Annotated in this window: 22 protein-coding genes; 10 read left to right on the forward strand and 12 right to left on the reverse strand. The window is 62.2% G+C overall.

The features are described from left to right. Positions 1–64: 64 nt before the first annotated feature. Complete coding sequence (locus EQV97_RS20215; protein WP_122838963.1) at positions 65–844, reverse strand: IclR family transcriptional regulator; 780 nt, start codon at positions 842–844, stop codon at positions 65–67. A gap of 171 nt (positions 845–1,015) precedes the next feature. On the opposite strand from EQV97_RS20215, the gene EQV97_RS20220 reads away from it, so the two are divergent. Continuing rightward, a complete protein-coding gene (locus EQV97_RS20220) occupies positions 1,016–1,909 on the forward strand; it encodes a neutral zinc metallopeptidase (protein WP_122838962.1) in 894 nt (297 codons plus the stop codon). Then, positions 1,910–2,869, forward strand: coding sequence for an alpha/beta hydrolase (locus EQV97_RS20225; protein WP_201149333.1), 960 nt, complete (start codon positions 1,910–1,912; stop codon positions 2,867–2,869). It abuts the gene before it with no gap. Between the two features lie 121 nt (positions 2,870–2,990). Here the strand turns inward: EQV97_RS20225 and EQV97_RS20230 are convergent, their stop codons facing one another. The 3 genes from EQV97_RS20230 to EQV97_RS20240 form a co-directional block, all read right to left on the reverse strand. Then, entirely contained in the window at positions 2,991–3,584 is a 594-nt protein-coding gene (locus tag EQV97_RS20230; protein WP_122838960.1) for an HAD family hydrolase, read from the reverse strand. After that, positions 3,581–4,450 carry an acyl-CoA thioesterase II gene (gene tesB, locus EQV97_RS20235; protein ID WP_122838959.1) on the reverse strand — a complete coding sequence of 290 codons (870 nt, stop codon included), beginning with the start codon at positions 4,448–4,450 and terminating at the stop codon, positions 3,581–3,583. The genes EQV97_RS20230 and tesB overlap by 4 nt, the downstream gene beginning before the upstream one ends. Positions 4,451–4,556: 106 nt before the next feature. Then, positions 4,557–5,126 carry a GNAT family N-acetyltransferase gene (locus tag EQV97_RS20240; RefSeq protein ID WP_045062055.1) on the reverse strand — a complete coding sequence of 190 codons (570 nt, stop codon included), beginning with the start codon at positions 5,124–5,126 and terminating at the stop codon, positions 4,557–4,559. 83 nt (positions 5,127–5,209) lie between these two features. On the opposite strand from EQV97_RS20240, the gene EQV97_RS20245 reads away from it, so the two are divergent. Then, entirely contained in the window at positions 5,210–6,130 is a 921-nt protein-coding gene (locus EQV97_RS20245; protein WP_240889629.1) for a histone deacetylase, read from the forward strand. A 224-nt stretch (positions 6,131–6,354) separates the two neighbouring features. Then, positions 6,355–7,596, forward strand: a complete 1,242-nt coding sequence (locus tag EQV97_RS20250; RefSeq protein ID WP_240889735.1) for a TIGR03862 family flavoprotein — start codon at positions 6,355–6,357, stop codon at positions 7,594–7,596. 60 nt (positions 7,597–7,656) lie between these two features. Here EQV97_RS20250 and EQV97_RS20255 read toward each other — a convergent pair whose 3' ends face one another. The 5 genes from EQV97_RS20255 to EQV97_RS20275 all read right to left on the reverse strand — a co-directional run bounded on the left by EQV97_RS20255 (position 7,657) and on the right by EQV97_RS20275 (position 12,128). Then, entirely contained in the window at positions 7,657–8,991 is a 1,335-nt protein-coding gene (locus EQV97_RS20255; protein WP_122838956.1) for a DEAD/DEAH box helicase, read from the reverse strand. A gap of 65 nt (positions 8,992–9,056) precedes the next feature. Beyond that, entirely contained in the window at positions 9,057–9,983 is a 927-nt protein-coding gene (yedA, locus tag EQV97_RS20260) for a drug/metabolite exporter YedA (protein ID WP_240889631.1), read from the reverse strand. 102 nt (positions 9,984–10,085) lie between these two features. Beyond that, entirely contained in the window at positions 10,086–10,697 is a 612-nt protein-coding gene (locus EQV97_RS20265; protein ID WP_122838954.1) for a 3'-5' exonuclease, read from the reverse strand. Between the two features lie 22 nt (positions 10,698–10,719). Continuing rightward, complete coding sequence (locus EQV97_RS20270) at positions 10,720–11,199, reverse strand: NYN domain-containing protein (RefSeq protein WP_240889633.1); 480 nt, start codon at positions 11,197–11,199, stop codon at positions 10,720–10,722. Positions 11,200–11,387: 188 nt separating this feature from the next. Further along, entirely contained in the window at positions 11,388–12,128 is a 741-nt protein-coding gene (locus tag EQV97_RS20275; protein ID WP_240889738.1) for a DUF2076 domain-containing protein, read from the reverse strand. Between the two features lie 178 nt (positions 12,129–12,306). Between EQV97_RS20275 and EQV97_RS20280 the strand changes: the two genes are divergently transcribed. Both EQV97_RS20280 and EQV97_RS20285 read left to right on the forward strand, forming a co-directional pair. After that, complete coding sequence (locus tag EQV97_RS20280) at positions 12,307–12,981, forward strand: YciC family protein (protein ID WP_122839060.1); 675 nt, start codon at positions 12,307–12,309, stop codon at positions 12,979–12,981. 78 nt (positions 12,982–13,059) lie between these two features. Then, on the forward strand, positions 13,060–14,136 hold the full coding sequence (locus tag EQV97_RS20285; protein ID WP_240889635.1) for an endonuclease/exonuclease/phosphatase family protein: 1,077 nt from the start codon (positions 13,060–13,062) through the stop codon (positions 14,134–14,136). A gap of 145 nt (positions 14,137–14,281) precedes the next feature. Here the strand turns inward: EQV97_RS20285 and EQV97_RS20290 are convergent, their stop codons facing one another. Beyond that, complete coding sequence (locus tag EQV97_RS20290; protein WP_240889637.1) at positions 14,282–15,652, reverse strand: aspartate aminotransferase family protein; 1,371 nt, start codon at positions 15,650–15,652, stop codon at positions 14,282–14,284. 266 nt (positions 15,653–15,918) lie between these two features. Between EQV97_RS20290 and EQV97_RS20295 the strand changes: the two genes are divergently transcribed. Continuing rightward, the gene (locus tag EQV97_RS20295) at positions 15,919–16,833 is read left to right on the forward strand and encodes a LysR substrate-binding domain-containing protein (protein WP_240889639.1); all 915 of its coding nucleotides are present in this window, start codon (positions 15,919–15,921) and stop codon (positions 16,831–16,833) included. A 77-nt stretch (positions 16,834–16,910) separates the two neighbouring features. Here the strand turns inward: EQV97_RS20295 and hrpB are convergent, their stop codons facing one another. Then, positions 16,911–19,430 (reverse strand): ATP-dependent helicase HrpB, encoded by a 2,520-nt coding sequence (hrpB, locus tag EQV97_RS20300; protein WP_240889641.1) that lies wholly within the window; start codon positions 19,428–19,430, stop codon positions 16,911–16,913. Between the two features lie 110 nt (positions 19,431–19,540). On the opposite strand from hrpB, the gene EQV97_RS20305 reads away from it, so the two are divergent. Together EQV97_RS20305 and EQV97_RS20310 are read left to right on the forward strand one after the other, a co-directional pair. Beyond that, positions 19,541–19,960, forward strand: a complete 420-nt coding sequence (locus EQV97_RS20305) for a hypothetical protein (protein ID WP_045062063.1) — start codon at positions 19,541–19,543, stop codon at positions 19,958–19,960. Positions 19,961–19,986: 26 nt separating this feature from the next. Continuing rightward, complete coding sequence (locus EQV97_RS20310; protein WP_122838950.1) at positions 19,987–20,892, forward strand: cation diffusion facilitator family transporter; 906 nt, start codon at positions 19,987–19,989, stop codon at positions 20,890–20,892. Here the strand turns inward: EQV97_RS20310 and EQV97_RS20315 are convergent. Further along, positions 20,877–21,938: a DUF6515 family protein gene (locus tag EQV97_RS20315; protein WP_240889643.1), complete on the reverse strand. Its 1,062-nt coding sequence runs from the start codon at positions 21,936–21,938 to the stop codon at positions 20,877–20,879. The genes EQV97_RS20310 and EQV97_RS20315 overlap by 16 nt on opposite strands. A gap of 415 nt (positions 21,939–22,353) precedes the next feature. Here EQV97_RS20315 and EQV97_RS20320 point away from each other — a divergent pair, with 415 nt between their 5' ends. After that, a complete protein-coding gene (locus EQV97_RS20320; protein WP_045062103.1) occupies positions 22,354–22,833 on the forward strand; it encodes an Lrp/AsnC family transcriptional regulator in 480 nt (159 codons plus the stop codon). Positions 22,834–22,944 lie beyond the last annotated feature (111 nt).

Consider the following 22,944-nt stretch of genomic DNA (forward strand, 5'->3'; position numbering starts at 1 on the left):
GCCGAGAAAGCGTGCGAACAGCGTACAGATTTTCCATCACGGCCATTGCGCTCGCCTGGAACAATCAACCGTTGAAAAACTCCGACGCCTGGCTGGCCGCCGACAGCTCTTCGGTGAACTGCAACAGCAGCGGCGCCAGATCGTGTAACCGCGCACCCGGCAACCGAGCGCTGGGGCCGGCAATACTCAGCACGCCTATCACCCGTGCATCCAGCGGATGGCGCACCACTGCGGCAATGGCCGAGGTCCCCACCGCCGAACTCTCCTCTACCCAGGCATAACCCTGTTCGCGTCCCTGGCGCAGATGCTCCAGCAGTTCAATGTTCGAACGCGGCGCATTCGGCCCGGGTGCTGGCAATGTGTCGCCGGCCTGGCGTTCAACCAGCGCCAAGGCTTCGGCATCGGACAGGCTCGCCAGCCACGCATGCCCCGAGGCGGTATAGAACAGCGGGGCATCGCGCCCCATGTCGGGGTCATAACGCAAGCCGGAACGCGCGCCCTGGGATTTGGCGATCCAAGTCAGTCGCTCCCCCGAGATCACCCCCAGGCGAACCAGTTCGCCCGTTTCCTCGGCCAGCCGATCGAGTACCGGCTGGACGATATCCCCGCCGCTGCGAGACAGGTAGCGAAAGCCCATGGCGACCAGCCTGGTCGATAAGTGATAGCGCAGATTATCCGGATTCTGCCGCACATAACCCAGGCGGATCAGCTCGGTCAGCAAACGGTGGGTGGCACTCTTGGGAATCCCCAGCTGTTCGGACAATACCTGCATCGGTACGCCCCTGGGTTCACCGGTAAGGGTTTCCAGCACGCTGAAAACGCGTTCAATCTGACTGCCGGCCATGAGAGGGTCCACGAGAAAGGTTTTATCGATTCTAAAAGACAATGCTGGAAATGCGAAATCTGGAACCGGTCTGCCCCGCAGCTGTCAGACGACCGGACTGGCGTGGCTCCTGCACACCAGCAACACTCATCACCACGCATCTTCACCAGATTAAGGAAAGAGGGCTCACCCATGCTATGGAAAAAAGGCCGACGCAGCGACAACGTGGTCGACGCCCGTGGAGATGACGTGGGCGGTGGTGGCGGCGGGATGCGCTTCGGTGGCGGCAAAGGGTTGAGCCTGACGGCGATCATTCTGATTGTCGGCATAGGCTGGATCACCGGCCAGGACCCACTGCAGATTCTCGGGCAATTGACCGGGCAGATGAGCGAACAGTCGGCACCGGCCACCACCCAGAGCCGCAAGGCGCCACCGGCCAATGACGAAGGCGCAGAATTCGTGCGCTCGATTCTCGGAGATACCGAAGACACCTGGGGCCAGATTTTTCAGCAGGCCGGCCGGCAGTACAAGGACCCGACCCTGGTGATGTTCAGCGGCAGGGTCAACTCCGCCTGCGGGATGGCCACCTCGGCCACCGGGCCGTTCTACTGCCCGGCGGATCAGAAGGTCTACCTGGACACCAGCTTCTTCCAGGAAATGTCGCAGCGCTTTTCCGCAGCCGGTGACTTCGCGCAGGCCTATGTGATCGCTCACGAAGTTGGCCACCATGTGCAAACCCTGCTCGGCGTCTCGGCAAAAATCCAGGCTGCTCGCCAGCAAGGGCGGCAAATGGAAGGCGATGGCGGTTTGCTGGTACGCCAGGAACTTCAGGCTGATTGCCTGGCCGGCGTGTGGGCCAATAATGCCCAGCAACGGCTGAACTGGCTCGAACCCGGCGACATCGAAGAAGCCTTGAATGCGGCCAACGCCATTGGCGACGATCGCCTGCAACAGCGCGGCCAGGGGCGCGTGGTTCCGGACTCGTTCACCCATGGCACTTCGGCGCAACGGGTACGCTGGTTCAAAACCGGGTTCGCCCAGGGCCAGATCAGCCAGTGCGACACCTTCGCCGCGAAAAACCTGTAGATGAACAAGTGGTGGCTGGTCCTGTTGATCACCTGCACCAGTTCCCAGGCTGCCGACCACGGTGTGCGGGACATCAGCCCCGGTCGCCTGTTGTTGAAGGAAGGCGAAATGGCCGTCGGTATCGGCCCGGCACCGGCGACCATCGAACGGGTGCTGATCATTATCCATGGCCGGCTACGCAACGCCGAAACCTACCGCAAAACCGCCGAACACGCGGCCGAGCAAGCGGGACAGGCGTCGACCACGCTGGTGATCGCCCCGCAATTTCTCAATGAAACCGACGTCGCGCTGCATCCATTGGCCGACACGGTTTTGCGTTGGCAAGGCAATGAATGGATGGCCGGTGGATTGTCCACGGCGCCTTTTGCCCTCAGTTCGTACGGGGCAATGGACCAGATCATTGGCCGGTTCGCTGACCGGCAACAGTTCCCGGCGCTCAAGGAAGTGGTGATCGCCGGACACTCTGGCGGCGCTCAGGTGGTCCAGCGTTATGCGCTGCTGGGTCATGATCAACCGGAACTCGACGCCGCCGGAGTTCGGGTGCGTTATGTGATTGCCAACCCGTCCTCCTACGCCTATTTCGATGAACGTCGGCCGGTGGCGTTCAGCCATGCCGGCTGTGCGGATTACAATCGCTGGAAATACGGGCTGGCGGATCTGCCTGCGTATGCCGAGGGCCAGACGCCCGCGGCGCTGGAGGCCAGTTACGTCAAACGCGATGTCGTTTACTTGCTGGGCCAGCAGGATATCGATCCGAATCATCCTGCCCTGGACAAAAGCTGCGAAGCGAAAGCCCAGGGTGCGAATCGTTTGGCGCGCGGGCGCAATTATTTTGAGTATTTGAAGCGCGACCATCCCCAGGGTTTGAATCAGCAACTGATCGAAGTGCCCGGGGTCGGGCATGATGGGGATGGGATGTTTACCTCACCTGAGGGGCGCAGGGCGCTCTTTGGTCAGTAGCACTTGCAGTGCGGCGAATGCAGCCATCGCGGGCAAGCCTGCTCCCAAGATTTGGCGTATCCACCTTTCAATAGCGGCACCGCTTACTCTGTGGGAGCAAGGCTTGCCCGCGATGGGGCCCTCAAGCCGAAAGCATTTCGCGCAACGCCACACAATCCACCGCATGCCAATCGGTCAACTCCGGCCACGGATTATCCGGCAAGTTCACCAGCACCGTGCGCGCTCCGGCCGCTCTCCCACAATCCAGGTCAAACCGGTAATCGCCAACCATCACCATATCGCTTGTCGGGACCTTCCACGCATCGGCTAATTTGAGCAGGCCTCCTGGATGAGGCTTCGGCGGCGCTTCGTCGCGCCCCAGCACATCCTCGACCGCAAAGCAGTCGGCCAGGCCGATCGCCTCCAGCGTGACGTGCGCCAGCTCGCGGGCATTGCGCGTCAGGATACCCAGGCGATAGCCGCGTCCGGCCAACTCGCGCACCAGTTCCACGGCACCCGGTGCGGGTTTCGAACCCAGGGCCAGGTCACGCTCGTGCTCCAGCAACCACGCATGCTTGGCGGCGGCTTCCTGCGCCGGCAGGGCCGCGAGATGAGTCAGGATGTCGTCTTCGGCGGGGATGGCCAATGCCACGCGGATAGCCGCGAAGTCATGCACGGCCACCGTCAGGGTGCCGTCCATGTCGAACACCCAGTGCCGCACCGCCGCCAGGCTCATGCCCAGTCCTTGCGGTGACGGATCAGGCCTTCTTGGGTCACCGAGGCCACCAGTTGCCCGGCGCGATTGAACACGCTGCCCCGGGAGAAACCGCGGGAATTGCCCGCCCAAGGGCTGTCCATCGCGTACAGCAGCCAGTCATCGGCACGCAGGTCGGCGTGGAACCACAGCGCGTGATCAAGGCTGGCCACCTGCATGTCCTGATGCCACACCGACTTGCCATGGGGCTGCATCGAGGTGGTCAACAGGCCGAAATCCGAAGCATAGGCCATCAGATATTTATGCAGCGCCGGGGTATCGGCCAAGGCGCCGTCGGCGCGAAACCAGACGTACTTGACGGGATCTGAGGGTTGCGGGTTGTAGGGGTCTTCCTCGGTCACCGGACGGAATTCGATGGGCTTGGGGCACAGCAGCTTTTCGCGCATGTGTTGCGGAATCAGGTGGGCACGCTGCTGGGTGAGTTCGAGCTCCGACGGCAGGTTTTCCGGGCCGACCACCACCGGCATCTGTGCCTGGTGCTCGAAGCCCTTTTCGTCGTACTGGAACGAAGCGCTGCAGGTGAAGATCGGGTTGCCCTTCTGGATTGCCGTCACCCGGCGGGTGCTGAAACTGCCGCCATCACGCACTCGATCGACCTGATACACCACCGGCAGCGCAGAGTCCCCCGGACGCAGGAAGTAACCGTGCATCGAGTGCACATGGCGCGCCTCTTCCACTGTCTGACTGGCTGCCGAAAGGGACTGCCCGATGACCTGGCCGCCGAACAACTGGCGAAAACCCAAATCCTGGCTGCGGCCGCGAAACAGGTTTTCTTCGATCGGTTCCAGGGTCAACAGGTCGACCAGATCATCCAACACTTGGCTCATTCAGACTCTCCTAACACAACACAATGCCGCGCAGTCTTGGCTGCGACGAACAATTCAATTTCTGGCCAGCGCCATCATGGGAGCCATTGTAAACGTCCGCGCCGGCTTAGCCATGCAGGGTTTGCAGCCATTGTTCACGGCTGATGCGATACAACACATGGTGCTCCAGTGGATGTCCGGCGGCGAGCTTGGGATGATCGAAGTCATCGGCTGAATCATGGTGCATTCCGATGGCTTGCATGACTTTCTCCGACGGCAGATTGGCTTGCGCGGTAAACGCCACCACCTCGTTCAGCCCGAGGCGGTCAAAGCCGCAGCGCAGAGCGGTCCAGGCCGCTTCGCTGGCGTAACCCAGTCCCCAATGCTCACGCGCCAGGCGCCAGCCGATTTCGACCGCCGGGGTAAAAGGCGCATCAAAACCCACCACGCCCAGGCCGGTAAAGCCGATAAACGCACCGGTGTCCTTGCGCTCCAGCGCCCACAGGCCGAATCCGTGCTCGGCAAAGTGGCCACGAATGCGCCCGATCAGCGACGCGCTTTCCAGGCGGCTCAACGGCGCCGGAAAATAGCGCATCACCTGCGGATCGGCGCACATGGCCGCAAATTCAGGCAAATCCGCATCGCTCCATTGTCGCAACAACAGTCGCGCGCTCTCGAGTTCCAGTATCGGCTCCATCGTGCTCCCCTTTCCATGTCGCAAGTCTAGATCGCTGGTAGGATCCCTGATTCTTTCCTGCGTTCCTTCCAGATAAAACCGCCATGCCGCTGCCGTTGATCTACCACGAAGACTACAGTCCCGACTTCCCGGCGGACCACCGCTTCCCCATGGACAAGTTCCGCTTGCTGCGTGACCACCTGGTGGACAGCGGCCTGACCCGGGACGCCGACCTGCTGCGCCCGCCACTGTGCCCGTCGCAGATTCTCGCCCTGGCACATGACCCCGGATACATCGCGCGCTACATGGAAGGCGAGTTGTCCCGCGAAGACCAGCGCCGCCTTGGCCTGCCCTGGAGCGAAGCCCTGGCCCGGCGCACCGTGCGGGCAGTCGGCGGCTCGCTGCTGGCAGCGGAGCAAGCGCTGGAACACGGGCTCGCCTGCCACCTGGCCGGTGGCACCCACCATGCGCATTACGATTATCCAGCCGGATTCTGCATTTTTAACGATCTGGCGGTTATCAGCCGCTATTTGCTGGAAAGTGGCCGGGTGAATCGGGTGCTAATCTTCGATTGCGACGTACACCAGGGCGACGGGACTGCACGCATCCTGCACAACACCCCGGACGCGGTCACTGTTTCCTTGCACTGCGAAAAGAATTTTCCTGCACGCAAAGCCGAAAGTGACTGGGACATTCCATTACCGATGGGCATGGGCGATGCCGCTTACCTGAAGGTCGTGGACGATGCGCTCAATTATCTGCTGCCGCTCTACCAGCCGGACCTGGTGCTGTATGACGCCGGGGTCGACGTGCACAAGGACGACGCCCTCGGCTACCTGAAGCTGACGGACGAAGGCGTCGCCGCCCGCGATGAAAGCGTGATGCGCCACTGCCTTGGCCGGGACATTCCCGTGGTCGGAGTCATTGGTGGGGGCTACAGCAAAGACCGCAAGGCCCTGGCGCGGCGCCACGGGATTCTGCATCACAGCGCTCAGCGGGTCTGGCAGTCATCAGGTTGTCACTGAGGTATGGCTGGTTACCCACAATGCCTGTGGAACTGCCTGTGGATAACCTGAGAGAAAGGCGCTGCAAGCCATACTGGCTATGGCGTGCGAAGCACTGGTTGTTTTTTGACCACTCTCGAACACACAACTAATCGTCCGTGCAAGCGGGCTTGGTCGGGGCCCACAAGAGAGTGTGTCGGGCTGGTAGAATGCCCGCCCTATTCCGTCACTGCGCAGCGTTGAAGATGACCCAACCCTCGACCACCCTCCCCCCGCAAGTCGCCATCATCGGCGGCGGCCCCGCCGGCTTGATGGCCGCCGAAGTGTTGAGCCGGGCCGGTTGCAAGGTCGACCTGTACGACGGCATGCCGTCGGTGGGGCGCAAATTCCTGCTGGCCGGGGTCGGGGGCATGAACATCACCCATTCCGAAGCCTATCCGGCCTTTCTCTCGCGCTATGCCGAACGCGCCCCGCAAATCGCACCACTGCTGCGGGCATTTGGCGCCGACGCGCTGTGCCAATGGATACATGACCTGGGCATTGAGACCTTTGTCGGCAGCTCCGGCCGAGTATTTCCCACAGACATGAAAGCCGCCCCGCTGCTGCGCGCCTGGCTCAAACGTCTGCGCGAAGCCGGCGTAGTTATCCACACCCGCCACCGCTGGCTCGGCTGGGATTCGCAGGGTGGATCGCGCATCGACAGCCCCGAGGGCGAAATAACCATTACGCCAGACGCTACGCTGCTCGCCATGGGCGGTGGCAGCTGGGCGCGACTCGGCTCGGATGGCGCCTGGATGCTGCCCCTGGAACAGTGCGGGGTGCAGCTGGCACCGTTGCAACCGAGCAATTGCGGCTTCGAGGTGCAGGCCTGGAGCGATTTGATGGTCAGTAAATTCGCCGGCGCGCCGCTGAAAAACATCGCCATTGGCCTGGATGACGACGTGCCGCGCCTGGGCGAATGCGTGATCACGGCCACCGGAATTGAAGGCAGCCTGATCTACGCCCTGTCAGCGCCGATTCGCCAGGCCATCAATCGCGATGGCGCGGCCACTGTGCATATCGATCTGCTGCCGGGACGGCCTGTGGATAAAATCCAGGCAGCACTGGATAAACCCCGTGGCTCGCGCTCCATGTCCAAGCACTTGCACAATCAATTGGGGATCGATGGGGTGAAAGCGGCGTTGCTGCGAGAGCGGGTTGCAGCGGCGGATTTTGCCGATACCGTGCGGCTGGCCCGGGCAATCAAGGCGCTGCCCGTGACCCTGGTGAAAACGCGTCCGCTGGACGAGGCGATCAGCAGCGCCGGTGGCGTGCGATTCGAAGCGATGGATGAGCGACTGATGCTCAAGCAACTCCCCGGAGTGTTTTGCGCCGGTGAGATGCTGGACTGGGAGGCGCCGACTGGCGGCTACCTGCTGACCGCGTGCTTCGCCAGTGGTCGGGCCGCGGGGCTGGGGATGCTGGAGTGGTTGCAGCGCAAAGATTGAAGACCGAGGCGGTCCATCGCGAGCCTGCTCGCGATGGCGGCCTGGCTACCACCGCACCCGTTAAGGTTTCTTCTTGCGCGGCCCGGTATTAAACACCGGCACCTTGCGCACAGGCTTGATCGAAGGCTCTGGCGTCGATGCTTCTGCGCTCTCGACCCACTTGCCCAGATTGCGTTTGCCGCCGCCGGAAGTCTTGGGTTTCTTCGGCTTTTTCGGCTTCTTGACCACCTGGCCGCTGGCATCGGTGTCCGGCACGCGATGCTCCGGCTCGAAATCATGCTCCATCTGCCGGGGCAGCGTCTGACGCGTCAACGTCTCGATGGCCGACAGCAAATTCACTTCATCGGCGCAGACCAGGGAAATAGCCTGCCCGGTCGCACCCGCACGGCCGGTACGACCGATGCGGTGAATATAGTCTTCAGCAACGATGGGCAGGTCGAAGTTGACCACCAGCGGCAGGTCTTCGATGTCCAGGCCACGAGCCGCGACGTCAGTGGCCACCAGGATCTGCACTTCGCTGGCCTTGAAGCGGTCCAGCGCACGCTGGCGGGTCGCTTGCGGCTTGTCGCCGTGGATACCGTCGGCGTTGACGCCCAGGCCCTGGAGTTTCTCCACCAGCGCGTCCACACCGTTACGGGTCTTGGCGAACACCAGCACCTGTTTCCACTTGCCCTTGCGCAGCAGATGAATGAACAGCTCCGGCTTGCGCTTCTTGTCGACCGTCACCACCCACTGCTTGACCGTGTTGGCCGCTACGTTGCGCGGGCTGACTTCGATGAGCAGCGGGTCGTTGAGCATTTGCCCGGCCAGTGTGCGAATTGCATCCGAGAAGGTCGCGGAGAACAGCAGGGTCTGGCGCTTCTTCGGCAACGCTTTGTAGATGTTGCCCAGTTCCTCGGAAAAGCCGAGGTCGAGCATGCGATCGGCTTCGTCCAGCACCAGGGTTTGCAGCTGGTTGAACTTGAGCGCGTTCTGGCGGAACAGGTCCAGCAAACGGCCCGGTGTTGCGACCAACAGGTCCACGCCTTTGCGCAGCTTCATCATCTGCGGGTTGATACTGACGCCGCCGTACACGGCATACGTACTCAACGGCAGGTTTTCGGCGTACTGACGCACGGCCTCGTGAACCTGCTCCGCCAGCTCGCGAGTCGGCACCAGGATCAGCGCGCGTACCGAGTTGGCCGTGACTTTCGGCCCTTCCATGGCCAGCAGTTGCAGGAGCGGCAGGGCGAAACCGGCCGTTTTGCCAGTGCCGGTCTGGGCCGCAGCCATCAGGTCGCGACCGGCCAGCACCGCCGGAATGGCTTGCGCCTGAACCGGCGTAGGAGTCTGGTAGCCGAGCGTCTCTAAAGAGCGCAGCAAGGGTTCGATCAGGCCAAGGGAGGCGAAAGTCATGGGATTACCGTAGGAAAATTCAGCGCGGTTGTGCAAAACGAGTGTGCAATACCGCGCAGTTTACCCTAATTCACTCGGGATTCTGTCGGCACCGCTGCAGTGGGTTTGACTGGCGGGCGGCGCCACTGCGGCAAGCCGATCAATACCACCGCACTGATGATCACCGCCATCGCCAGCGCCTCCTCTATTCCGATGGTCTCGCCGACAAACACGATGCCCAGCAACACCGCGACGGCCGGGTTGACGTAGGCATAACTGGTCGCGGCAGCGGGACGGACGTTTTTCAACAGGTACATGTAGGCGTTAAAAGCGATGATCGAGCCGAAGAACGTCAGGTAGGCCAGCGCGGCCCAGCCCTCGATCGGTGGCAGGCTGTCCAGGTGTTCACCGCTGAGTGCACTGGCGATTAACAACGCCACGCCGCCGACCAGCATTTCCACGGCGCTGGCCATCGCGCCCTGGGGCAGCGGCAGATGCTTGCTCCACACCGAGCCGAAGGCCCAGGCCGCTGCCGCGAAGATCAGCAGGGCGGCGCCCAGCGGGCTCGATTGCAGGTTGGAACCCAGATTCAACATGGCGATGCCGATCAACCCGAGCACGATTCCGGCCCATTCGAGACGCGTGTTACGCGCGCCCCAGAAATAGCCGCAGAGCAAGGTAAACAACGGCACCGTCGCCACTGCCAGGGCCGCCACGCCCGAAGCGACCCCGGTGTGCTCGGCCACACTGACCGCGCCATTACCGCAGGTCAGCAGCAAAATCCCGATGATTCCCGCCGCCTTCCACTGTGCCCACGTCGGCGCTGGCGCCCCGCGCCAGCGTAGAAAGGCGTACATCAAGGAGCCCGCGATGACGAAGCGGATCCCGGCGAGCAGAAGCGGTGGCCAGTATTCCACCCCGATGCGAATCACCAGGTAGGTCGAGCCCCAAATCACGTACAACGCAAAAAAAGCGGCGATCAACGGTAAGGGAAAGCGACGTGGAGCAGACATTGGGAGGCTCGCGGGCAGGACAGGAGAACAGGCATTCTAGGAAAGCGAGCAGGTAAAAATAAGTTACAAAAGCGATTTTTAGCGCCGGTACACTTTCTGTTCCTAGAACCCGCGATGACGCTTGAGATGCTCATTGATCTTCGCCGCCGGTACTTTCTGCAAGCTCACCAGCAAATCATGGGACAACTCTCGCAACCCATGCTTTTGCCGCAACTCCTGCGCCAGATGCGCCGTCAGGTTGGCGGCCATCTCGGCGTCGGCCATGGCCCGGTGAGCCTGGCCGGTGTGGGGCAGTTGGGCGAAGGTGGTCAGCGTGCCCAGCTTATGATTCGGCGCAGCGGGCATCAGGCGGCGGGCCAGCAACAGCGAGCAGGCGAAGTTCTGCAGGCGGGTGCGCTTGATGCGCCCCAGCTCGAAATCCCAGAACTTCTGGTCGAACGCGGCGTTGTGCGCCAGCAACGGCGTGATGCCAACGAACTCGTTGACCTCGTTCATCACTTTTTCCGCCGAGGGCGCAGTGCGCAACATGGCGTTGCTGATGCCGGTCAGTTGTTCGATGAAGGGCGGCACTCGTACGCCGGCATTCATCAGGCTCTGGTAACGCTCGACGATGCGCCCCTGTTCAAGGATCACCACGGCAATTTCCGTGGCCCGGCAGCTGCTGCTCGGGGAGATCCCGGTGGTTTCAAAGTCGATGACTGCTATGCGTTCCAAACCTGTTTCAACTCCGTAAAAATCAATTCTTGAGCAGCAACGCGCCTTCGATCGGCACGTAGCGGCTGGCGGCGCGGATCAGCGAGTTGGCGGTCAGTCCCGGTACGCCGTAAGCCACCGCTTTTACCCCATGTTTGCTGATGATGCGCTCCAGCAGCATGTCGAAATCACCGTCCCCGGACGCCAGCACCACCTCGTCGACATGATCGGCAGCGTCCATGATGTCCAGCGTGATCCCCACGTCCCAGTCGCCCTTGGCAGAGCCATCGCTGCGCTGGATATAAGGCTTTAGTTTCACGGTGAAGCCCAGGTTGCGCAGGATCTGCTGGAACTGCTGCTGCTTGCTGTCGCCACGATCGATGGCGTAGGCATAGGCTTCGACGATCTCGCCCTGCTTGCTGATATCAGCCCACAACGCGGCGTAGTTGAAATGGCAACCATAGGCCTGACGCACGGTGTAGTAGAGGTTCTGGACATCGGCGAACACTGCGATTTTTTTCACCGGGCATCCTCGTTCGCGCACAAGGGCGCGGGCTGGATCGGGCAGCTGGCCCGAAAAGTGGCCCAGTATGCCAGCCCGCAGGCGTATTCCGCGAATAATCGGCCATGTGGCGAAGGTGCAGGGTCGCGCTCGGGCTGGTTTGGGGGGCGGCTGCGCAGTCAAGCGCGAGCCGGCCCCTCACCGCAGGGTCAGACGAAGGAGTCGTCGTCGCCGAAGAACGACGAGCTGTCGTCACTGTAGTCGGCGTCGCTGAAGCCGCCCTGGTCGTTGTTGTCAGCCACCCGCTGTTCATCGCCCCAGCCATTGCCGCTGTCGCCCTGATCGTTGACCTGGGCCGGTTCTTCCTTGATCACTTCAACCACTTCAGGCTGCTGGTTGTGATGAAACAGGCTGCTGATACCCTGCGCCAGCATGACACCGCCCGCCACTCCCGCCGCCGTTTTCAGGGCGCCGCCGAGAAAACTGTTGCCGGCAGGCTGCTGCGCGCCATAGTTCTGCTGGGGCGGGGCCGCACCGAAGTTCTGCTGTGGCGGTTGCGCGTTGAACGACGGCCGGGCGGGCTCGCGCCAGCCGCCACCGCTGGAGGCAGGTGCCGATTGCGCCGGCTGCGCATCACGGGAACCGCCGCCAAAGATGCTCGACAAAAAGCCACCGCTGGCCGGAGCCGGAGGCTGCGCTTTGGCCGACTGCAGTTCAGCCTGCAATTGCTGCACTTGCCGGGTCAACTCCTTGTTCTGCAGGTCAAGGCTTTTGATCGCAGCCTCCTGCACCAGAATCGACTGGGCCATGTAATAACCCGCCGCAGGCTGGCGAACCAGGTGCTCGTTGATCCGCGCCTCGGCCTGGGCATCACGCGGGGCAGATTGCGCCTGGGCCTCTTGCAGCCGGGAAAACAGGCCATCGATCAGGGTTTGTTCTTCGTTGTTCATGGCGACCTCGTAGATTGCCGGGAATTTCATCGTCCTCATCCGCCGTGGATGGGGTGCCTGACGGTAATGGAGGCTGATGCAGGATGTTTCAATGACCTTTACCGAACGTTTACGTTTGCGCCGCAAAGCGCATCATCGGTTAAAGTGTGCCACTGCTTTCAACCTGCGATACCGACTGATGAATGCCTTCGATGTACTGCGTGACTCCCTGTACTTCTTCAAACGCAATCTGGGCCAGATCGTGCAGCTGTGCCTGCCCCTGGTAATTTTCGAGGCGCTGCTGCAGCAAGTGGTCGACCACTCCACCGAGCCGGACAGTTTCCCGGGCATCAGCGTGATTGTCGGCCTGTTGATCTACCCGCTCTACACTGCGGCCCTGATCCTGTTTCTGGACGCGCGCAGCCGGGGCGAATCACCCCGCACCCGCGACCTGCTGGCCATGTCGGCAACCTTGTGGCCGCGCTTTGCGTTGCTCACCGCACTAAACACCCTGTTGATCCTGCTCGGCCTGTCGCTGTATTTCCTGCCGGGCATCTGGCTGATGGTGACCCTGGCGTTCGGCGAGTACCTGCTGGTGCTGCGCGGCCTGGCGCCGCTGGCCGCGATGAAGGAAAGCCTGCGCCTGACCCGCGGCAATTTCCTGCGCATCCTGGTGTGCATCCTGTGTGTGATGGGCCCGTTGTGGATCCTCAAGGGCGCGACCCTGGCGGTTTATCCCGAGCCGCAGAACCCGGTGCTCTCACTGCTGATCGACAGTGCCCACAGCTTCCTGCAACTGTTCACCAGCGTGGTGCTGTTCCGCCTGTTCATGTTGATCAGCGATGCCCCCGACAAAATCGATGGGCCGCTTTGACGGTCGCGGCCCTTGGGGTTACCTGCTGCGCTCGGTTATGCTCGGGCTCAACTTATGTAACGCGATAAAAGCCGAGCCATGACCCGTCTACTGCGCTACACCCTGCTGGGCCTGCTACTGTTGATTGGCCTGGCCGCCCTGATTGCCAACCTGACCTGGCGCCCCGATGCCAAGGAAGTGTTGCCGGTCAGCTGCAACGCCCAGGCCCCCACGCTGGTGCCCGGTCAGGCGCTGAAGGTGATGACGTGGAACGTGCAATACCTGGCAGGTAAACGCTACGTGTTCTGGAACGACCTGGCCCAAGGCGAGGACGAAGGCCCGACGCCGGAAGACATGGCCTTCAGCCTGGACGAGGTGGCCCGGGTGATCCGCGACGAGCTCCCGGATGTGGTGCTTCTGCAAGAGCTGGACGATGGCGCCAAAGCCAGCGACTACCAGAACCAGCTCAAACTGTTGCAGGAACGACTTGCCGATTTGTACCCCTGCAGCGCCCACGCCTTCGACTGGAAAGCCGAATTTGTTCCCGACCCGCATATTTACGGCAGCGTTGGCCGCCAACTCGCGACCCTGAGCCGTTATCAGATCGAGCACGCCGAACGCCTGCAACTGCCCATCGCGCCAGCCAATTTCATCAGCCGCCAGTTCGAGCCGAAAAACGCCCTGCTGGTCACTTATCTACCGCTGAGCGACGGTGGTCAGATCGCCCTGCTCAACACGCACCTGGACCGCGCCAACCAGCCTGACGAAACCCTGCAGAATCAAGTCAGCGCCGTGGGCAAGGTGCTAGACCGCTACGAAGGCCGAGGCACGCCGTGGCTGTTGGGCGGTGATTTCAACCTGCTGCCGCTGGGTCAATTCCAGCGCCTGCCCAACGAGCAACGTACCCCCTACTCAGCCGACAGCGCCCTGCACGTGCTGTGGGACAAGTACCCGATGATCCCGACCAACAATGAAGCCAGTGGGGCCGACCGGGCGCTCTGGCTGACCCACTACCCGAATGATCCGGGCCTGAACGGGCCGGACCGCACGGTTGATTACCTGTTCTACAGCCCACGAATCAAACGGGTCGAAGCGATGGTGAGGCAGGACGACACGTTGCGCATCTCCGATCACTTGCCGGTGATTGCGCGGTTTCTGTTGCCCGCTTCGCCGTAATCCAACCTGGATACAGAATGGCATTAAGCCATCGCGGGCAAGCCATGCCCCACAGGGGGGTGCCGGCCAAAAATTGTCTGACCACCACAGACTCTGTGGGAGCAAGGCTTGCCCGCGATAGCTCTCGCAGGACCTGCCTGGAGTATCAGAGCACACCGTACTCCCGGGCAGTCCGATCCACTGCCTTGAGGGTTTTGCCCACCAGTTCATCCACCTCTTCGCGACTGGCAATCAACGCCGGCGCCATGATCATCCGGCCCAGGGTCGAACGGATAATGACCCCTTCCTCAAAGCCAAGGGTGCGGCAACGCCAGGCAATATCGTTCTCGTTGGCAAAACGCTTGCGGCTGGTTCTGTCCTCGGCCAGTTGCAATGCCGCCACCATGCCCACGCCCTGGATATCCCCCACCAGCGGATGATTGCCGAATACTTCACGCAAGCACTGTTGCAGGTAGGGGCCGATGTCATCCTTGACCCGCGTCACCACGCCTTCATCGCGCAGCGCCTTGAGATTGGCGATCGCCACCGCCGCCGCTACCGGGTGCCCGGAATAGGTCAGGCCGTGGGCAAACACTCCGCCCTCCTCCACCAGCACCCGGGCCATTTTCCTCGACAGGATCAAAGCGCCCATGGGGATGTAACCCGAGGTCAAACCCTTGGCGATCGACAGCGTGTCCGGTTCGGAACCGAAGTGCTCATGGGCGAACCATTCACCGGTGCGGCCAAAGCCGCCGATCACTTCGTCGGCACACAAGAGCACGTCGTACTTGCGGCAAATCCGCTGGATCTCTGGCCAGTAGCTTTCTGGCGGAAAGATCATGCCGCCCGCGCCCTGGAACGGCTCGGCAATAAAACCCGCCACCTTGTCGGCGCCGAGCTCGAGAATTTTCGCTTCCAGTTGCTGCGCCGCCCGCAGGCCGAATTCAGCGGGGGTCAAGTTGCCTTCGTGGGCGAAGAAGTACGGTTCATCGATGTGCTCGATGTCCGGGAGCATGCCGCCCATCTCGTGCATGAACTTCATGCCGCCCAGCGCCGTCGCCGCCAGGGTCGAACCGTGGTAGCCGTTCCAGCGACCGATCATGATCTTCTTCTCGGGTTTGCCAAGCACCTGCCAATAACGGCGAACGGTGCGGATCAGCACCTCGTTGGCTTCGGAGCCGGAGTTGGTATAGATCGCATGGCTGTACTGCCCGGGCAGCAGGCTGAACAGCAGCTCGGAGAGTTCGATCACCTGAGGGTGGGTGGTGTGGAAAAACATGTTGTAGTAAGGCAACTGTTCAAGCTGACGGGATGCGGCAGCCGCCAGATCTTTGCGTCCATACCCAAGGTTGGTACACCACAACCCGGACATGCCATCAAGGTAACGCCGACCGTCGTTGTCCCACAGATGCAGGCGTTCGCCACGGACCATCACCCGCGGGCCCTCTTCGTTGAGCGCCTTCTGATCAACGAATGCGTGGATGTGGTGCGCAGCGTCGGCGGCCTGGTAGTCGCGGGTTTCACGTGGTGTGGTCATCGCCAGTTCTCCGTTTTCTTATGAGCGGCTGTCTGGAGCAGGTTCAGATGCTCCATGGGCTTTTCCAGCGCTTTGGATGGTGGCCCAGGCCGGTGTCGAGCCAAAATAGTAAAAATGTCTTCGCAGACCATGAAAAAACTGGGCAACCCATCTCCCCGGTGACGCCCTATGTGGTTATTGTTCGGGCACAACAACACCGTCGTCAGAACGGAAGCCGTCGGCGCAAAATTGCCTGGATGTCGTACCCATCCAATCCGAGGTTTGCCGTGGCTGCGTACAATCTGCGTCAACTGAAATACTTCATCACCACCGTCGAATGCGGCAGCGTCGCCGAGGCTTCACGCAAGCTGTATATCGCCCAGCCCGCGATTTCCACCGCGATCAAAGGCCTGGAAGACAGCTTCGGCGTGCAGTTGCTGATTCGCCATCACGCCCAGGGCGTGTCATTGACGCCCAGCGGTGGACGCTTCTATCGCAAGGCCCAGGAACTGCTGCGCATGGCCAAGGAGTTCGAACAGAACGCCCTGGCCGACAACGACGTGGTGGCCGGGCAAATCGATATCGGCTGCTTTGAAACAGTTGCACCGCTGTACCTGCCGCAGTTGATCGCCGGCTTCTCGGCACTGTACCCCGGAGTGAAAATCCGCATTCGCGACGGCGAGCAGCAAGAGCTGGTGCAGGGTCTGACCTCGGGCGCTTTCGACCTGGCGATCCTGTACGAACACGACCTGGATGCGACCATCGAAACCGAACCGCTGATGCCGGCGCAACGGCCTTACGCATTGCTGCCCGAGGATCATCGATTCGCCCGGCTCAAGCAGGTGTCGCTGCGGGACCTGTGCCTGGAGCCGATGATTCTGCTGGACGTGCAGCCCAGTCGAACTTACTTCGTCAGCCTGTTCGAAGAGCTCGACCTGGCACCGCACATCGCTTTCAGCTCACCGTCGATCGAGATGGTCCGGGGCATGGTCGGGCAAGGATTCGGCTTCTCGATCCTGGTAACCCGGCCGCACTCGGAATGCACTTATGACGGCAAGAAGGTGGTGTGCGTGGACATCGCCGAGGCAGTCACCGGCTCCGGGCTGGTGGCTGCGTGGTTAAAGCGTGGCCAGTTGACCAAGCCGGCGCAGTTGTTTGCCGATTACTGTCGGGAGCAGCTGACGGCCAGGGCGGCCGCTTGACCGTCAAAAGATCGCAGGCTCCTGCATTTGAATGCGAGCCAACGTAGGCGCTGGCATAGCCTGCGATCTGTTGATCTTCAGCTTTTGCGCGGTTTTATGCGCGCCGTCGCCTCCGCCACCAATGGATCATCCGGCCAGTAATGCTTGGGGTATCGTCCTTTCAAGTCCTTCTTCACCTCGGCGTAGGTACTGCGCCAGAAGTTCGCCAGGTCCTGGGTCACCTGCACCGGCCGACGCGCCGGGGATAGCAGGTGCAGTTTCACCACCTGCCTGCCGCCGGCGATGCGCGGGGTGTCCGACAGGCCGAACAGTTCCTGCAAGCGTACCGCCAGGATCGGTGGCTGCTCGCTGTAATCCAGGCGGATCGAAGAGCCCGACGGCACGCTCAGGTGATGCGGCGCCTGCTCGTCCAGGCGTTGCGGCAGCGGCCAGGGCAACAGGTTGTGGACGATGCTCGACAGGTCCAGGTTGCTGAAATGGCTCAGCCGCGAAACCTTGCCCAGATACGGCATCAGCCAGTGTTCAAGGCTTTTTAGCAACGCGGCGTCGCTGACGTCCGGCCATTCGCTCTGGCCCTTCCCCGCCAGATCCAGCTGGCGCAACAGCGCCACTCGGGCTTGCCACTGGCGCAGCTCCGGGGTCCACGGCAATAGCTCCAGGCCCTTGCGCCGCACCAGATTGACCAGCGCCTGACTCCGGGCGCTTTCATCCAGGCCGGTCAACGGCTCGCGGCTGAGGATCAGTTCCCCAACCTTGCGTTGGCGCTCGGCGCGCAACACGCCCTCGCGCTCATCCCAGTCAAGCTGGTCGACTACGCGCACTTGCTCGCACAGCACGGAGTCGAACAGCGCCGGATCAAAATCCGTCGCCAGGTAAATCCGTTCCTCTCGCTGGCCCTGGCGACTGCCCAGGTCGGCAATCACCAGCCACGCTTGCTTCATCAGGCTGTCCGCTTCGGCGAACAGCGCCGCCCGGCCGTTGGCCAGGCGATACTCGGCGCCACCGGCACGGCGTTGCTGCGCCACGCGGTCGGGATAGGCCAGCGCTAACAGCGCGCCCAGCCAGCGTGGATGTTCGGGATCACTGACCGCCTGCGTCGCCTTGCCCCGCAGGTAGCCGCGATACTGCCGTGCCAGTTGCCGCGCACGCTGGACGCCGCCCTGGGCGCCACGCGCGGGGCGTTCCGCGCCGGACAACAGGACCAACCGGCTATGCAGATCGGCACCGGCGCCGCGCAGGATATCGCGCTCCCCCAGCAGAGCCGCGACGTCGCAGGCCATGTCTGCCAACCCCAGGTCCTGGCCGCGCAACAGTAAATGACCAATACGTGGATGCGCCGGCAGCTCGGCCATGGCCTGGCCGTGGCGGGTCAGCGTCTCGCCATCCAGAGCGCCCAGGCGTTGCAGCAGATCCTGCGCCTGCGCATAAGCGGCGGCCGGCGGGATGTCGAGCCAGACCAGTTGCCCGGGCGTTACACCCCAGCGACCGAGTTGCAAGGCCAGGCTGGCAAGGTCAGCCGAGAGGATTTCCGCACTGGCATAGGCCGCCAGCTGTTCGTGCTGATCCTGGGACCACAGGCGATAACACACCCCCGGCTCCAGGCGCCCGGCCCGGCCCGCACGCTGGGTGGCACTGGCACGGGAAATTCGCTGGGTGTCGAGGCGGGTCATGCCACTGCCGGGGTCGAAGCGCGGCACCCGCGCCAGCCCGGCATCGATCACCACACGCACACCGTCGATGGTCAGGCTGGTCTCGGCGATGTTGGTGGCCAGCACTACTTTGCGCTTGCCCGCAGGAGCCGGCTCAATAGCCGCGCGCTGGGCGCCAAGGTCCAGCTCGCCGTGCAGCGGGCAGAGCAGAACCTGGGAACTGTCGCCCAGCGCATCGGCCAGCTGTTGATGCACCCGCCGAATTTCCGCCTGCCCGGGCAGGAACACCAGAACGCTGCCGGCTTCATCGTTCAAGGCTTCAAGTATTGTCTGCACCAGTCTCGGTTCGATGAATTCACCCGCCTGGAAAGGCCTGCCCCAGCGCATCTCCACCGGGTACATGCGCCCCTCGCTGCGCAGTATCGGCGCATCATCGAGCAACCCGGCCAGGCGCTCGCCTTCGAGGGTGGCCGACATCAGCAGGATTTTCAGCGGCTGGTCTTCCCGGAACAGTTCCCGGCCGTTGAGGCTCAGGGCCAGGGCCAGGTCGGCATCCAGGCTGCGCTCGTGGAATTCGTCGAAGATCAACAGGCCCACGCCTTCCAGGGCCGGGTCATCCTGCAGGCGTCGAGTGAGGATACCTTCGGTGACCACTTCGATACGGGTGTTGGGCCCCACCCGGCTGTCCAGGCGAATCCGATAGCCCACGGTTTCCCCGACCTTCTCGCCCAACTCACTGGCCAGGCGCTCCGCCGCCGCTCGCGCGGCCAGACGTCGTGGTTCGAGCATGAGGATGGTCTGCCCGGCCAGCCAGGGCTCGTCGAGCAAGGCCAGCGGTACCCGAGTGGTCTTGCCCGCGCCGGGCGGTGCTTCGAGCACCGCTTCATGACGTGCGGCCAAGGCTTCACGCAGGGCGGGTAAAACTTCATCGATCGGTAAAGAAATCATGCTGGCTCCCAAACAGAGGCGCGAGTATAACGGCGAACTGCCTGGCGTTTCTCACGGTCCTAATTCATACCGACGACGCTTCGTTTTCCAGATGACTCAAGGAGATTCAAATGCGTGCTCCCTTTCGCCTGATTGGTGGTGTTCTAGTTGCGACCCTGCTGACTCAAGTGACCGCCTGCGGATCGATCTTCTACCCTGATCGCCGCGGTCAGATCGATGGCAAGATCGATCCGGCCATTGCCGTGCTCGATGCCGTGGGCCTGCTGTTCTACATCGTCCCGGGCCTGATCGCCTTCGCCGTGGACTTCGCCACTGGCGCGATCTACTTCGAACCCGGGAAGACCGCCCAAGTGGCTCCGGAAAAACTCCAGGAAGCGATTGGCGCCGACGGCAAGGTCGACAACCGCAAATTGCAGACCATTCTGGAAACCGAACTGGGCCGCAGCTTCCCGCTGGATGATCCACGCCTGATCCAGCACAAGGGCAGCACCCAGCAGTTGGCCATGTTCGGCCTGCAACCCGCTGCATAAACCTGTTGCAAGGAACCGCCGCACCTATGATCTCAAGCTCCGAACACGCCCGCCTGCTGCGGCTGGCGACCCGTGCCTCGGTGGCGGTGGCCTGTACGCTGATCGTCGCCAAAGCCATTGCCTGGTGGTTGAGCGGCTCGGTCAGCATGCTCGCCGGGCTGACCGATTCGGCGCTGGACGGCGTCACTTCGATGCTCAACCTGCTGGCGGTGCATTACGCCCTGCGCCCGGCCGATGACGATCACCGCTACGGCCATGGCAAGGCCGAGTCGCTGGCCGGTATGGCCCAGGCGTTGTTCATTGGCGGGAGTGCGGTGCTGATCGCCCTGCAGGCGTTTGACAGGCTGCAGCATCCGGAACCGATAGGCGCAGCCTGGATCAGCATCGGGGTGATCCTGTTCTCCCTGGCACTGACCCTGGCGCTGCTGATGCTGCAGCATCGTGTGGTCAAGGCCACCGGCTCCAATGCAGTGCGCGCCGACTCGCTGCACTATCGCTCGGACATGCTGCTCAATGGCAGCATCCTGGTGGCACTGGTGCTGGCGGCGTTCGGCTGGCATCAGCTAGATGCGTGGTTCGGGCTGGGCATCGCCGCCTACATCCTGTGGAGCGCAATCCACATCGCCCGGGAGAGTTTTACCGTGCTGATGGATGAAGAGCTGCCACCGGATGTCAGCCAGCACATGCTTGAACTGGCCTGCAGTGTACCGGGCGTGCTGGGTGCGCATGACTTGCGCACCCGGGTCTCGGGCAACCAGTGGTTTGTGCAGTTACACCTGGAGCTGCCAGGCGACCTGACCCTGGCAGTGGCCCACGGCATCAGCGACCAGGCCGCCGATGCCATCCACGCCGCCTACCCACGGGCCGAGGTGTTGGTGCACGCCGACCCGCAAGAAGTGGTGCAAGCGGCCCGCGCTCAGAATTTGACCTGATAACCGCGACTGCCAAGGCAGTTGCCCTGGGCCTGCCGGTAGATCTGCACCACCGAGGGGTCCGGCTGATAAGTGTCGGCACGTGGATCGAAACCACTCTGCTCGACTGCATAGCGGTAGCAGTCGTAGCCGTCCTGATTGACCTGCTCCGGCGACTGTCCATTGGCCGGGTAAGCTTCAACGTCGTAGCCGTTGCTGGCCGACTGTGGCAGCGGTTGTCCCGGTGGCTCGACCACCACGTAATCCCGGGTGCTTTCCTGATAGGCATAGTACGAACCGGCCGCCAGGAACAGCAGCGAACCGCCGATCCACACCTCGCGTGCGTAATCGGGCAGGTAGCCCACCCGGATCCCGCGCGGCGGTTGCACCACCACATAACGTGGCCCCTGTGGACGGTACCAGTAGCCGCCCGAGTAGAAGTAATCGCGGCCACCGTAGGGCACACGATAATCACGGTCCGGGAAGCGGTCGATCACATGCCCTGGACGATATTGCGGCCCAGGTCCCCAGCCATTACCGTGCCCAGGCGGGCGACCGGGCCAGCGATTGTCATTACGATGGTCATCGGGACGCGCCCCCGGCCCGCCGACTTGCCACTGCGGGTTAGCATCGTTGCGCCGTGGCACATCCTGATAATAGCCCCGCTGAGGTTGCTGGGTCTGGTGCACGCTGTCGGGGCGACCCTGGATCGGCAGGTCATTGGCGGGTAACTGGGGTGGAGGCGGCGGTGGTCGCACCGGGCTGTTGTAATCCGGTGGCGGGCGACTTTGCCCGTTGCGATTGGGTCCGTTCTGCTCGAACTGTCGACTGTTGTCACCGCGAATGATGTCGTTGCCCTGCCCACGGGGCTGATTACTCTGCTGGGGCGCATTCTGCGGGCGTTGCGAATGATCGTTGCCACCGCGCCCCGGATTATTGCCCTGGCGAGCATCACCTTGCGGGCCACCACCAGGCCCCCGATTTTGCGGCTCGTCAGCCAGCGCCTGGGTCGTGACGCTGATGCACAGCAAACCAACACCGGCCAAACGCCAGATGCGCGACTTCATGCTTTTCCTCACAGGAGCTCAGGGCTTGTACATAAGACTGGGAAAGCACAGGCCGGTTCTGCAACAGGTTATCAGTCGCGCAGTATTTTTCGCAGGCATTAAAAAAGGGAGACCCGTCGGCCTCCCCTTGAGAACTTCGTCCGTGCTCGACGCTTATGACGTCGGCTCACCTCACGCCGTCTTCTGGACAGTGTGCAGCTCGGAGGCCGGCACATCCCCGGTGGGGGTGGCGGCCGCAGCTGACCTGATTGGGCGAGCTGCAGTGGACTGTTTGTCCGAGCAGTGATTCTGGTAATAAGAATAGGCTTGAGGCTGCGGCAGAGGATTGCGAAGATTGCTGAATTAAACATCACTTGCGCAATTTTTAACCCTGGATAGATAATCTGCCGCAATAGTTATGATAAAGGCCTGAATGATGAGCAAACTCGACCGATACGACTTGAGCATTTTGGCGGAATTGCAGCGTGATGCGCGCATCTCCAATCAGGAGCTGGCCGAACGCATAGGCCTGTCGCCTTCCCCTTGCTCACGTCGGGTCAAGCAATTGGAGGACGACGGCTACATCACCCGCCAGGTGGCCCTGCTGGATCGCAAGATGCTCGGACTGAGCCTGACCGCGTACGTGCTGATCGGTATGGACCGGCACACGCCGGAACGCTTCGAGAACTTCGAGGCGGCGATCCGCACTTTGCCCCAGGTGCTCGAATGCAGCCTGGTGACGGGGATGGACGCCGACTATCAGCTCAAGGTAGTGGTGCCGGATATGGATCACTACCAGAAGCTGCTGCTGGGGCACTTGACCCGGATTGACGGGGTGACGAGTGTGCGCTCGAGTTTTGTATTGAACCAGGTTTTGAACAGTACCGAGTTGCCGCTTACACATCTGCGCAGCTGAAGACGCCATCGCGGGCAAGCCACGCTCCCACAGGTTTTGTGTTGAACTCACGATTGTGAGCGAGCACAAACCCTGTGGGAGCTGGCTTGTCAGCGATAGGGTCGGCGAAGG

The sequence above is a fragment of the Pseudomonas sp. TMW22090 genome (genome assembly GCF_022496665.1).
GTDB lineage: Bacteria > Pseudomonadota > Gammaproteobacteria > Pseudomonadales > Pseudomonadaceae > Aquipseudomonas > Aquipseudomonas gregormendelii.

Coding starts and splice junctions, on each gene's coding strand:
- EQV97_RS20215 (WP_122838963.1), bottom strand. CDS start 844: ATGGCCGGCAGTCAGATTGAACGCGTTTTCAGCGTGCTGGAAACCCTT.
- EQV97_RS20220 (WP_122838962.1), top strand. CDS start 1,016: ATGCTATGGAAAAAAGGCCGACGCAGCGACAACGTGGTCGACGCCCGT.
- EQV97_RS20225 (WP_201149333.1), top strand. CDS start 1,910: ATGAACAAGTGGTGGCTGGTCCTGTTGATCACCTGCACCAGTTCCCAG.
- EQV97_RS20230 (WP_122838960.1), bottom strand. CDS start 3,584: ATGAGCCTGGCGGCGGTGCGGCACTGGGTGTTCGACATGGACGGCACC.
- tesB (WP_122838959.1), bottom strand. CDS start 4,450: ATGAGCCAAGTGTTGGATGATCTGGTCGACCTGTTGACCCTGGAACCG.
- EQV97_RS20240 (WP_045062055.1), bottom strand. CDS start 5,126: ATGGAGCCGATACTGGAACTCGAGAGCGCGCGACTGTTGTTGCGACAA.
- EQV97_RS20245 (WP_240889629.1), top strand. CDS start 5,210: ATGCCGCTGCCGTTGATCTACCACGAAGACTACAGTCCCGACTTCCCG.
- EQV97_RS20250 (WP_240889735.1), top strand. CDS start 6,355: ATGACCCAACCCTCGACCACCCTCCCCCCGCAAGTCGCCATCATCGGC.
- EQV97_RS20255 (WP_122838956.1), bottom strand. CDS start 8,991: ATGACTTTCGCCTCCCTTGGCCTGATCGAACCCTTGCTGCGCTCTTTA.
- yedA (WP_240889631.1), bottom strand. CDS start 9,983: ATGTCTGCTCCACGTCGCTTTCCCTTACCGTTGATCGCCGCTTTTTTT.
- EQV97_RS20275 (WP_240889738.1), bottom strand. CDS start 12,128: ATGAACAACGAAGAACAAACCCTGATCGATGGCCTGTTTTCCCGGCTG.
- EQV97_RS20280 (WP_122839060.1), top strand. CDS start 12,307: ATGAATGCCTTCGATGTACTGCGTGACTCCCTGTACTTCTTCAAACGC.
- EQV97_RS20285 (WP_240889635.1), top strand. CDS start 13,060: ATGACCCGTCTACTGCGCTACACCCTGCTGGGCCTGCTACTGTTGATT.
- EQV97_RS20290 (WP_240889637.1), bottom strand. CDS start 15,652: ATGACCACACCACGTGAAACCCGCGACTACCAGGCCGCCGACGCTGCG.
- hrpB (WP_240889641.1), bottom strand. CDS start 19,430: ATGATTTCTTTACCGATCGATGAAGTTTTACCCGCCCTGCGTGAAGCC.
- EQV97_RS20305 (WP_045062063.1), top strand. CDS start 19,541: ATGCGTGCTCCCTTTCGCCTGATTGGTGGTGTTCTAGTTGCGACCCTG.
- EQV97_RS20310 (WP_122838950.1), top strand. CDS start 19,987: ATGATCTCAAGCTCCGAACACGCCCGCCTGCTGCGGCTGGCGACCCGT.
- EQV97_RS20315 (WP_240889643.1), bottom strand. CDS start 21,938: ATGAAGTCGCGCATCTGGCGTTTGGCCGGTGTTGGTTTGCTGTGCATC.
- EQV97_RS20320 (WP_045062103.1), top strand. CDS start 22,354: ATGAGCAAACTCGACCGATACGACTTGAGCATTTTGGCGGAATTGCAG.